The organism is Streptomyces sp. NPDC020489 (genome assembly GCF_044386545.1).
GTDB lineage: Bacteria > Actinomycetota > Actinomycetes > Streptomycetales > Streptomycetaceae > Streptomyces.
In genome coordinates this window covers 252911-264100 of sequence record NZ_JBIRUZ010000014.1, presented here as the reverse complement: position 1 = coordinate 264100, position 11190 = coordinate 252911, and the positions used below count along the sequence as shown (strand labels likewise).

The 11190-nt window shown below is 68.7% G+C and carries 12 protein-coding genes and 1 tRNA gene; 11 read left to right on the top strand and 2 right to left on the bottom strand.

Annotation, left to right across the window (positions count from 1 at the left end; genetic code table 11):
* Positions 1-152: 152 nt before the first annotated feature.
* Together ACH41F_RS32875 and ACH41F_RS32870 are read left to right on the top strand one after the other, a co-directional pair.
* Positions 153-1208, top strand: a complete 1056-nt coding sequence (locus tag ACH41F_RS32875) for a UDP-N-acetylmuramate dehydrogenase (protein WP_391239714.1) — start codon at positions 153-155, stop codon at positions 1206-1208.
* A 19-nt stretch (positions 1209-1227) separates the two neighbouring features.
* Positions 1228-1899, top strand: coding sequence for a hypothetical protein (locus ACH41F_RS32870; protein WP_398838743.1), 672 nt, complete (start codon positions 1228-1230; stop codon positions 1897-1899).
* Here the strand turns inward: ACH41F_RS32870 and ACH41F_RS32865 are convergent.
* Both ACH41F_RS32865 and ACH41F_RS32860 read right to left on the bottom strand, forming a co-directional pair.
* Positions 1880-2920: an adenosine deaminase gene (locus ACH41F_RS32865; protein WP_398838742.1), complete on the bottom strand. Its 1041-nt coding sequence runs from the start codon at positions 2918-2920 to the stop codon at positions 1880-1882. The two genes, ACH41F_RS32870 and ACH41F_RS32865, sit on opposite strands and share 20 nt — an antisense overlap.
* 120 nt (positions 2921-3040) lie before the next feature.
* A complete protein-coding gene (locus ACH41F_RS32860) occupies positions 3041-4267 on the bottom strand; it encodes an aminotransferase class I/II-fold pyridoxal phosphate-dependent enzyme (RefSeq protein WP_391239704.1) in 1227 nt (408 codons plus the stop codon).
* Positions 4268-4540: 273 nt separating this feature from the next.
* Between ACH41F_RS32860 and ACH41F_RS32855 the strand changes: the two genes are divergently transcribed.
* The 9 genes from ACH41F_RS32855 (at position 4541) to rplL (ending at position 10623) form a co-directional block, all read left to right on the top strand.
* Positions 4541-4613 (top strand) — tRNA-Trp (locus ACH41F_RS32855).
* A gap of 106 nt (positions 4614-4719) precedes the next feature.
* On the top strand, positions 4720-4998 hold the full coding sequence (secE, locus tag ACH41F_RS32850; RefSeq protein ID WP_391239701.1) for a preprotein translocase subunit SecE: 279 nt from the start codon (positions 4720-4722) through the stop codon (positions 4996-4998).
* Positions 4999-5079: 81 nt separating this feature from the next.
* Complete coding sequence (nusG, locus tag ACH41F_RS32845; RefSeq protein WP_391239698.1) at positions 5080-5967, top strand: transcription termination/antitermination protein NusG; 888 nt, start codon at positions 5080-5082, stop codon at positions 5965-5967.
* Between the two features lie 168 nt (positions 5968-6135).
* Positions 6136-6570 (top strand): 50S ribosomal protein L11, encoded by a 435-nt coding sequence (gene rplK, locus ACH41F_RS32840; protein ID WP_079312374.1) that lies wholly within the window; start codon positions 6136-6138, stop codon positions 6568-6570.
* Positions 6571-6650: 80 nt separating this feature from the next.
* Entirely contained in the window at positions 6651-7376 is a 726-nt protein-coding gene (gene rplA / locus ACH41F_RS32835; protein ID WP_391239695.1) for a 50S ribosomal protein L1, read from the top strand.
* 123 nt (positions 7377-7499) lie between these two features.
* Entirely contained in the window at positions 7500-8354 is an 855-nt protein-coding gene (locus ACH41F_RS32830) for a hypothetical protein (RefSeq protein WP_391239692.1), read from the top strand.
* Between the two features lie 90 nt (positions 8355-8444).
* The gene (locus tag ACH41F_RS32825) at positions 8445-9305 is read left to right on the top strand and encodes an LppX_LprAFG lipoprotein (protein WP_391239689.1); all 861 of its coding nucleotides are present in this window, start codon (positions 8445-8447) and stop codon (positions 9303-9305) included.
* A 288-nt stretch (positions 9306-9593) separates the two neighbouring features.
* On the top strand, positions 9594-10124 hold the full coding sequence (rplJ, locus tag ACH41F_RS32820) for a 50S ribosomal protein L10 (protein ID WP_391239686.1): 531 nt from the start codon (positions 9594-9596) through the stop codon (positions 10122-10124).
* 115 nt (positions 10125-10239) lie between these two features.
* On the top strand, positions 10240-10623 hold the full coding sequence (rplL, locus tag ACH41F_RS32815) for a 50S ribosomal protein L7/L12 (RefSeq protein WP_391239683.1): 384 nt from the start codon (positions 10240-10242) through the stop codon (positions 10621-10623).
* The last annotated feature ends 567 nt before the right edge of the window (positions 10624-11190 follow it).

Below are 11190 nucleotides of genomic sequence, written 5' to 3'. Positions count from 1 at the left end.
GGTGCCCGCCCGCAGTGTCGGGCGTCCGACTGGCGGCACAGCTTGGTCCCACAGTTCCGCCCGACCGAGGACGGACACCCCCCGGTGCGGCCCCGACCCCCCACGCACCGCGGAGGCGCACCGCCCACCCCCCGTCTCGTACCCTTGAGCCCGTGCAGGAACGACACCAAGCCCCCCTCGCCCCGCTCACCACCTTCCGCCTGGGCGGCCCCGCCGCGCGGTTGGTCACGGCCACCACCGACGCCGAGGTGATCGAGGTCGTCCGCGAGGCCGACGACAGCGGCACCCCCCTCCTGCTCATCGGCGGCGGCTCGAACCTCGTCATCGGCGACAAGGGATTCGACGGCACCGCCCTGGTCATCGCCACCAAGGGCGTCGACCTCGACGGCACCCGTCTGGAGCTCGCCGCCGGCGAGGTCTGGACCGACGCGGTCGCCCGCACCGTGGAGGCCGGACTCGCCGGCGTCGAATGCCTCGCCGGCATCCCCGGTTCCGCGGGCGCGACCCCCATCCAGAACGTCGGCGCCTACGGCCAGGAGGTCTCCTCCACGATCACCGAGGTGATCGCCTACGACCGCCGCACCCACGACACGGTCACCCTCTCCAACGCCGACTGCGCCTTCTCGTACCGCCACAGCCGCTTCAAGGCGGACCCCGACCGCTACGTCGTCCTCCGCGTCCGCTTCGAGCTGGAGGACGCCGACGGCCTCTCCGCCCCGATCAAGTACGCCGAGACCGCCCGCGCCCTCGGCGTAGAACCCGGCGATCGCGTCCCCCTCGCCGCCGCCCGCGAGACCGTACTGAAGCTGCGTTCCGGCAAGGGCATGGTCCTGGACCCCGAGGACCACGACACCTGGTCGGCGGGCTCGTTCTTCACCAACCCGATCCTGACCGACGAGGAGTTCACCGCGTTCCACGCGCGCGTGAAGGCCCACCTCGGCGAGGACGCCGTGCCCCCCGCCTACCCGGCCGGCGACGGCCACACGAAGACCTCCGCCGCCTGGCTCATCGACAAGGCGGGCTTCACCAAGGGCTACGGCACCGGCCCCGCCCGTATCTCCACCAAGCACACCCTGGCCCTGACCAACCGGGGTGAGGCGACCACGGAGGACCTCCTCGCCCTCGCCCGAGAGGTCGTGGCGGGCGTCCACAAGACCTTCGGCATCACCCTCGTCAACGAACCGGTGACCGTCGGCGTGACCCTGTAGGCGAGCGGAGGACCCCGGCGTGCGGCTGAGGCTCACGGAGTACACCCCCCGCATCGGACCGCACCAGCACCGTGTCGTCCGCCCCCGCACCCCCCTCCGCCACGCCTCACTGAGCGCGCCGGAGCCGATCGGCCTGCTCCTCGGTGATCACGACGGGCTGAACCGGCTCGCGGGCCTGTTCTCCTTCGCCGCCTACTCGCGGCACACGATCGTCCACGTCCCGCTGCGCGACGGCGTCCCGCCCGACGAGGGATGGGGAGAGTGTGTCGACCTCGTCCTGGCCCAGCACAGCGCGGGTCTGCGCGCGAGCCGGTGGCCCGAGCTGCGCCGCAGACTCACCCGCGGCACCCCGCTGACCGTCCACACGGACGAGGCCCGCACCGCGCGGGACGCCGAGTCCTGGCGCGCACGCCGGTCCCACGCGGACACCGGGGAGGAGCTGCGGCACGCCACGCACGCTCGGACGTTCTTCCTGTTCGGCACCAGGGACGTCTTCGCAGAGATGGCCACCGCATTCGCCTACGCGGCCGGCTGGGGGCCGCGGCAGAAGCGCGTCGCCCAAGGAAGCATGGCGTTCATGACGGCCTTCACCCTGGCCGAGCCGCCCGGGACCGGCGGACACCCCTTGGAGGTGGACGTCTGCTACAAGGCGTACCCGCCCTACGCGCACTTCAAGAAGCCGGGCGAGTGAGCCATTCGTCCACACCGGCAAGCAGCCGTGCCTTGACGTCCTCCGGCGCCGCGGAGGCCCGTAGCGACTGCCGGGCCAGCTCCGCCAGCTCCTGGTCCGTGAAGGCGTGATGCCAGCGGGCGATCTCGTACTGCGCGGCCAGCCGGGAACCGAACAGCAGCGGGTCGTCGGCGCCCAGGGCCAGCGGCACTCCCGCCTCGAACAGCGTCCGCAGCGGTACGTCCTCGGGCTTCTCGTACACCCCCAGCGCCACGTTCGACGCCGGGCACACCTCGCACGTCACGCCCCGGTCCGCGAGCCGCTTCAGCAGCCGCGGGTCCTCGGCCGCGCGCACCCCGTGCCCGATCCGGTGCGCCTCCAGGTCGTCGAGGCAGTCCCGCACCGAGGCCGGCCCGGCCAGCTCCCCGCCGTGCGGCGTCGACAGCAGCCCGCCCTCGCGCGCGATGGCGAACGCCCGGTCGAAGTCCCGCGCCATGCCGCGCCGCTCGTCGTTGGAGAGCCCGAACCCGACGACGCCCCGGTCCGCGTACCGCACGGCCAGCCGCGCCAGCGTCCGCGCGTCCAGGGGGTGCTTCATCCGGTTCGCGGCCACCAGCACCCGCATCCCGAGCCCGGTCTCGCGCGAGGTGGTCTCCACGGCGTCGAGGATGACCTCCAGCGCCGGGATCAGCCCGCCCAGCCGCGGGGCGTACGACGTCGGGTCGACCTGGATCTCCAGCCACCCCGAGCCGTCGCGCACGTCCTCCTCCGCGGCCTCCCGCACCAGCCGCTGGATGTCCTCGGGCTGCCGAAGACAGGATCGCGCGGCGTCGTACAGCCGCTGGAAGCGGAACCAGCCCCGCTCGTCGGTGGCCCGCAGACTCGGCGGTTCCCCACTGGTCAGCGCCTCGGTCAACGCGTCGGGCAGCCGTACGCCGTACTTGTCGGCCAGCTCCAGGACGGTGCCGGGCCGCATGGACCCGGTGAAGTGCAGGTGCAGATGGGCTTTCGGCAGCTCAGAGACATCACGTACACGCTCCATTCCAGGATCCTGCCGTACGTCCCCGCAGTCCCGGTAGCGCTTTCCCCGAACGTGGTCTTGCTCGCACAAACGAAGGGGCCGCCCACCGACTCCGGCGGGCGGCCCCCAAGGCGGCGGACGTCAGTCCGTGGCCTCCGCCAGCAGCTTCTGGATCCGGGAGACACCCTCGACGAGATCCTCGTCACCCAGGGCGTACGACAGCCGCAGATAGCCCGGCGTGCCGAACGCCTCACCCGGGACGACCGCGACCTCGGCCTCCTCCAGGATCAGCGCGGCGAGCTCCACGGTGTCCTGCGGCCGCTTGCCGCGGATCTCCTTGCCGAGCAGGCCCTTGACCGACGGGTACGCGTAGAACGCGCCCTCGGGCTCGGGGCAGAGCACGCCGTCGATCTCGTTGAGCATCCGCACGATCGTCTTGCGGCGGCGGTCGAAGGCCTCCTTCATCTTCTCCACGGCCGACAGGTCGCCGGAGACGGCGGCCAGCGCGGCCACCTGGGCGACGTTGGAGACGTTGGACGTGGCGTGCGACTGGAGGTTCGTCGCGGCCTTGACCACGTCCTTCGGGCCGATGACCCAGCCCACCCGCCAGCCGGTCATGGCGTACGTCTTGGCGACGCCGTTGACCACGATGGTCTTGTCGGCGAGCTCGGGGACGACCACCGGCAGCGAGTGGAACTCCGCGTCGCCGTACACCAGGTGCTCGTAGATCTCGTCGGTCAGGACCCACAGGCCCTTGGCGGCGGCCCAGCGGCCGATCTCCTCGACCTGCGCGCGGGTGTAGACGGCGCCGGTCGGGTTGGAGGGGGAGACGAACAGGAGGACCTTGGTGTTCGGCGTGAGGGCCGCCTCCAGCTGGTCCACGGAGACGCGGTAGCCGGTCGTCTCGTCCGCGACGACCTCGACCGGGACACCGCCGGCGAGGCGGATCGACTCCGGGTAGGTGGTCCAGTACGGAGCCGGGACGATGACCTCGTCACCCGGGTCGAGGATCGCGGCGAAGGCCTCGTAGATGGCCTGCTTGCCGCCGTTGGTCACCAGGACCTGGGAGGCGTCGACCTGGTAGCCGGAGTCGCGCAGCGTCTTCGCGGCGATCGCGGCCTTCAGCTCGGGCAGACCGCCGGCGGGCGTGTAGCGGTGGTACTTCGGGTTCGAGCAGGCCTCGATGGCGGCCTGGACGATGTAGTCCGGGGTCGGGAAGTCGGGCTCACCGGCGCCGAAGCCGATCACCGGCCGCCCGGCGGCCTTGAGGGCCTTGGCCTTGGCGTCCACGGCGAGGGTGGCGGACTCGGAGATCGCGCCGACTCGGGCGGAGACCCGGCGCTCGGTGGGAGGGGTTGCAGCGCTCATGGGGCCATCGTTTCAGACCGGAAACGCCCCCGGCACACGGGTTTCACGGACTGAACACGGGCGGAACACGCGTCCGGATTCGCGCGGTGGCCTGGGTGATCTTCGGCCGACCCGCAGTGGATCTTCCGTCCGTACGGCCCGTACGGGCGCTTTCTGTTCGACGGGGGGCCCCGAAGCACGTACACTCTCACCTCGTTGGCCTCACCACGGCCGCACTCATCCGGTGCACACCGAGCACTCGGGCGGATGCGGTACGTTTGGGGAGAACCACAAAGGGTCGTAGCTCAATTGGTAGAGCACTGGTCTCCAAAACCAGCGGTTGGGGGTTCAAGTCCCTCCGGCCCTGCTACACACACCGCCAGGATGTGTGCGCATGTACGTACAGGTAATGCACCGCCGTGCGGCTCAGACCGGGCGCGGCACGGCCACGACCCGGGAACAGGTGAGGACGAATGGCGGACGCCGTGGGCTCCATCGATACGCCTGATGCCCAGGATGAGGCGCCGTCGAAGGCCCGCAAGGGCGGCAAGCGTGCCAAGAAGGGCCCGCTGAAGCGCCTTGCGCTCTTCTACCGGCAGATCGTCGCGGAGCTCCGCAAGGTCGTCTGGCCGACGCGCAGCCAGCTGACGACCTACACGACCGTGGTGATCGTCTTCGTGATCGTCATGATCGGCCTGGTCACCGTGATTGACTATGGGCTCGACCACGCCGCCAAGTACGTCTTCGGCTGAGCAAAATTGCGAAGGGCGCCGCGGTTACCGGCGCCCCTTTCGCATGTTCCACCCCTATGTATCCAGGAAGAAGCAGCCACCGTGTCTGACCAGAACCTGAACGACGCCATCGAGCCGGACGAGCCCGTGGAAGACGAGCTCGACATCGTCGAGGGCGCGGACGAGGACCTGGACGAGGTCGAGGCTGCCGATGAAGAGGCCGGCGAGCCCGCCGAGGAAGCCGCGCTCCACGTCGAGGACGCCGAGGACGAGGGCGCCGAGGACGAGTCCGGCGGCGACATCGAGTCCGGCGGCGACATCGAGTCCGTCGAGGACGAGGTGGCGGACGTCGAGGAGGAGCCGGCCGAGCCGGTCGACCCCGTCGCCGCGCTGCGCGAGGAACTGCGCACCCTCCCCGGCGAGTGGTACGTCATCCACACCTACGCCGGTTACGAGAACCGCGTGAAGACCAACCTCGAGCAGCGTGCCGTCTCGCTGAACGTCGAGGACTACATCTTCCAGGCCGAGGTGCCGCAGGAAGAGGTCGTCCAGATCAAGAACGGCGACCGCAAGACGATCCGTCAGAACAAGCTCCCCGGCTATGTGCTGGTGCGCATGGACCTGACGAACGAGTCCTGGGGCGTCGTCCGCAACACCCCCGGCGTCACCGGCTTCGTGGGCAACGCCTACGACCCGTACCCGCTGACCCTGGACGAGATCGTCAAGATGCTCGCCCCGGAGGCCGAGGAGAAGGCCGCCCGCGAGGCCGCCGAGGCCGAGGGCAAGCCGGCTCCGGCCCGCAAGGTCGAGGTCCAGGTGCTGGACTTCGAGGTCGGCGACTCGGTCACCGTCACCGACGGCCCGTTCGCCACGCTCCAGGCGACCATCAACGAGATCAACGCCGACTCGAAGAAGGTCAAGGGTCTGGTGGAGATCTTCGGTCGCGAGACCCCGGTCGAGCTGAGCTTCGACCAGATCCAGAAGAACTGAGGTTCTTCGGACCGCACGCTTCCGACCAGGTCAGACGGGCTGTCAAAGCTTGTCTGACCTGCTCGGTTTTTAGCCGCACACCTATACCCGCTATCGTTGTGCGGTATGCCTGCATCCGGGACGCGACCCGGTCGTGGGCACACCTCGATTGAAAGGACCCGGAGAGTAATGCCTCCCAAGAAGAAGAAGGTCACGGGGCTCATCAAGCTCCAGATCCAGGCCGGTGCCGCCAACCCGGCTCCGCCGGTCGGCCCCGCGCTGGGTCAGCACGGCGTCAACATCATGGAGTTCTGCAAGGCGTACAACGCCGCGACCGAGTCGCAGCGTGGCTGGGTGATCCCGGTGGAGATCACGGTCTACGAGGACCGTTCCTTCACCTTCATCACCAAGACGCCGCCGGCCGCGAAGATGATCCTCAAGGCCGCGGGCATCGAGAAGGGCTCCGGCGAGCCGCACAAGACCAAGGTCGCCAAGATCACCGAGGCGCAGGTCCGCGAGATCGCCACGACCAAGCTCCCCGACCTCAACGCCAACGACCTGGACGCCGCCGCGAAGATCATCGCCGGTACCGCGCGTTCCATGGGCGTTGTCGTCGAGGGCTGAGCCCCACCCCCGTACATCAGCAGAAGTGGTAGGGCCTGCTCGGCCCGGACCACGACTCCTATGACTCAACAGGAGAAGCAGTGAGCAAGCGCAGCAAGGCTCTCAAGGCTGCGGACGCCAAGATCGACCGGGAGAAGCTGTACGCCCCGCTCGAGGCCGTCCGTCTCGCCAAGGAGACCTCCACGACCAAGTTCGACGGCACCGTCGAGGTCGCCTTCCGTCTGGGTGTCGACCCGCGCAAGGCCGACCAGATGGTCCGTGGCACCGTGAACCTTCCGCACGGCACCGGTAAGACCGCCCGGGTCCTGGTCTTCGCGACCGGTGACCGTGCCGAGGCCGCGACTGCCGCGGGCGCCGACATCGTCGGCTCCGACGAGCTCATCGACGAGGTGGCGAAGGGCCGTCTGGACTTCGACGCCGTCGTCGCCACCCCGGACCTCATGGGCAAGGTCGGCCGCCTCGGCCGCGTGCTCGGTCCGCGTGGTCTGATGCCGAACCCGAAGACCGGCACCGTCACCCCCGACGTCGCCAAGGCCGTCACCGACATCAAGGGCGGCAAGATCGAGTTCCGCGTCGACAAGCACTCGAACCTGCACTTCATCATCGGCAAGACGTCCTTCGAGGACGACAAGCTGGTGGAGAACTACGGCGCCGCGCTGGAGGAGATCCTCCGTCTGAAGCCGTCCGCCGCCAAGGGTCGCTACATCAAGAAGGCCGCGGTCAGCACCACCATGGGCCCCGGCATCCCGGTCGACCCGAACCGCACCCGCAACCTCCTCGTCGAGGAGGACCCGGCCGCGGTCTGAGCCTGAACGCTCACCGACGTCAGGTCACGGGCCCCGCACCTTCCGAGGTGCGGGGCCCGTTCCCATGTGCGGCCGCCGTGCCCTGGGCTAGCGTGCGAGCAGGGCGATCGCACAGGGGGACACATGAAGAGCACCACGGGACGCCGAACGGCCTGTTCGGTCGCCGCGATGGCCGCGCTGACGGGTCTGGTCGCCTGTACGTCGTCCGGTTCCGCCGAGGAGCCCCGGCAGAGCCCGAAGGCGACCGGCCCGGCCTCCCTCGCCGCCCTGCGCGCCGCCGAGCGGTCCACCGAGGAGGCCGCGTCGGCGAGGGTGCGCTCGGTCACGGTCATGGGCACCCAGCTGTCCGTCACGGGGGACGGTGTCATCGGCTGGGGCGCCGGTCTCAAGGGGACCATGACGATCACGTACACCGGTGGGACGGTGGCGGACACCATGCGGGAGCTGGGTGTCATCTCGATGGAGGCCCGCTATCTCGCCGACGCCTACTACGCGCGCATGGGCGACACGTTCGCCGCGCGGCTCGGCGGCAAGCACTGGGTCCGGTACGCCTACGAGGACCTCAAGGCCGTCGGTGGCGGGGCGAACTTCGCCGACCAGATGCGCAGCACCACACCCGACCAGTCCGTGAAGCTGCTGCTGGACTCCGACGACGTGCGCGAGGTCGGCGTGGAACAGGTGGGCGGACAGGCCGCCACCCACTACTCGGGCACCGTGCGGGTGGGGGACGTCTCCGACGCGGAACTGAGAACACAGCTCGAACGGGCCGGCGTCACCACCGAGACCGTCGACATCTGGGTCGACGACAGGGACCTGCTGGTCAAGAAGGTCGAGAAGAGCCGCACCGCGACCGAGCAGGTGACCCAGACCGCCCACTACAGCGACTACGGCGTGCGGGTCTCCGTCACCAGGCCCCCGGCCTCGGACACCGAGGACTTCAAGACCCTCCTGAAGTCACAGGACGGCACCACCTCCTGAGCCCGGCGAATTCACGGGACCGCTTACCTACCGATCAGTTAGGCTCGCGGCTCGGATGTGAATCGTCCATGTGTTCCTTGGGGGGAAACAATGGGATCTTCTGTACGACATTCCGCGCGCCGTCGCACGCTCGGTGCCGGTCTGGCCGCCGTGGCGCTCGCCGCCGGTGCCGTGAGCTGTTCCAAGGGGGACTCCGAGAAGTCGCCGGAGATGACGCCGGCCGCGGCCGTGGCCAAGGCCGCGAAGAACGCGGACGACATCACCTCGCTGCACTATCGGATGTCGGGTGAGTATCCGCAGCAGGGGCGCGTCAAGGCAGAGGCCTCGATGCGGATCAAGCCCACCGTCGCCATGAGCATGAAGATGACGGCGCTCGACCAGGGCAAGGACGGCTCGGCGGAGATCCGGCTCGTCGACAAGGCCATGTACATCGGGGGCAACCCCGAGATGGCCAAGGAGATGGACGGCAAGACGTGGATGAAGTTCGACATGTCCGCGCTGAGCGACGAGGAGCTCGGCGGGGGTGCGGCCGGAGCGGGCCAGGCCGAGCAGAACCCGGCGGCCGAGTCCACGTTCCTCACCGGCGCCAAGGACGTGAAGAAGGTCGGCACCGAGAAGGTCGACGGTGTCGAGACCACCCACTACACGGGCACCGTCACCCTCGACAGCCTCCGAGCCTCCTTCAAGGACCAGGACAAGGCCACCCGCGAGAAGCGCGAGAAGAGCGTTCAGCAGTACGAGAAGATGGGCGTCGACAAGCTCACGATGGACATGTGGGTCGACGGTGACGACAGGACCAAGCAGTTCCGCATGAAGGGCGACGCCGACAAGGGCCCGCTCGACATGACCGTCACCTTCCTCGACTACAACAAGCCCGTGACGGTCACCGCGCCGCCCGCGAAGGACACCATGGACCTCGCGGAGATGATGAAGGGGCTCGACGAGAGCTGAGCCTCGTAGGACCGGATTTGCCTGACGGCGATCCGGTCACGTACTCTCCTACAGAAGCCAAAGACCGCTGGTCGTTGCCGTGTGCTCGCAAGAGGGCGCGGTGGCCGAAGGATCCGCTGAACATCGCGGACGACCCGCGCAGGTGAATGTGGATGTGCTCCCGGACTTCGCTGCCTCGCAGCGTGCGAATGCCGGTCGAGCTACGCCCCGTGCGCCTGCGCCGGGGCGTTTCGTTTTTTCTCCGGCCCCTTGCGAGCGGTCCTCATCACCCGGAAGGAGGCCACGCTTATGGCAAGGCCCGACAAGGCTGCCGCGGTAGCCGAGCTCGCGGAGCAGTTCCGTAGCTCGAACGCCGCCGTGCTGACCGAGTACCGGGGTCTCACCGTGGCGCAGCTCAAGACGCTGCGTCGTTCGCTCGGTGAAGACGCCCAGTACGCCGTGGTGAAGAACACGCTGACCAAGATCGCGGCCAACGAGGCCGGGATCTCCACGCTCGACGACCTGTTCAACGGTCCGACGGCGGTCGCCTTCATCACCGGTGACCCGGTGACGTCGGCGAAGGGTCTTCGTGACTTCGCCAAGGACAACCCGAACCTCGTCATCAAGGGCGGTGTCCTTGACGGCAAGGCGCTGTCCGCCGACGAGATCAAGAAGCTCGCGGACCTCGAGTCCCGCGAGGTTCTGCTCGCCAAGCTGGCGGGTGCCTTCAAGGGCAAGCAGACTCAGGCTGCTCAGGTCTTCCAGGCGCTCCCGTCGAAGCTCGTCCGTACCGTGGACGCGCTTCGTGCCAAGCAGGACGAGCAGGGCGGTGCCGAGTAACTCGGCTCGCGCATTGATCCGCGCCGCTTGAGGCGTGGGTCGTAGCGGGCCGTAAGTACGCCCGCCGTATCGATACATCCGGCACCTGCCGAAATTAGTGGAAGGATCGCCCATCATGGCGAAGCTGTCTCAGGACGACCTGCTCGCGCAGTTCGAGGAGATGACCCTCATCGAGCTCTCCGAGTTCGTGAAGGCGTTCGAGGAGAAGTTCGACGTCACCGCCGCCGCGGCCGTCGCCGTCGCGGGCCCGGCCCAGGGTGGCCCCGCCGCCCCGGTCGAGGAGGAGAAGGACGAGTTCGACGTCATCCTCACCGGCGCCGGCGAGAAGAAGATCCAGGTCATCAAGGTCGTGCGTGAGCTGACCTCCCTGGGTCTGAAGGAGGCCAAGGACCTCGTGGACGGCGCCCCGAAGCCCGTTCTCGAGAAGGTCGCCAAGGACGCCGCCGAGAAGGCCGCCGAGTCCCTCAAGGGCGCCGGCGCCTCCGTCGAGGTCAAGTAACACCTCGCGGGTCCGCACGGACTCGCTGCGCGCCGCAGGCCTCGTAAGAGGGCTGTAACGCTGACGCACCGAAGAGCGATCATCCATCCGGGTGGTCGCTCTTCGGCGTTCCCGAGGGCGTCGTGGCGGCTGCCTTGCGACCGTGGTGGCGGGGAGTATGGTGATCTTCGTCGTGCCCCTTGAGCGCCCCTGGTGGCAGGCCGGAGGCACACCGCAAGTGACGAGCGCGGCACCCGGTTTTGGGCAAGACAGGCCTTGACGAACCGCACGCAGCGCGCAATTCTCAGGACGCGTCGCCAGAACGGTCCGAATCCGAGGCATGGATCGGCGACGAAGAGGGCAGTATCAACGTGCGTTGAGGGCAGGCGTGCCGAAAGCGTTGAGGGTGACGAGGATCAAAGAAAATCGGGGCTGGACATCAGTGCGCCAAGTGGCTACACTGACCCTTTGCGCTGCCTGTTAGCTGCCCCCTGCCCGTCACCAGGGGTCTGCCCTCGCCTCAGCCATGACGATCAGCACTTCTCTGACCTGGCCATAAAAAGCCGGACCAGAGGGAGCCTGTCTTTG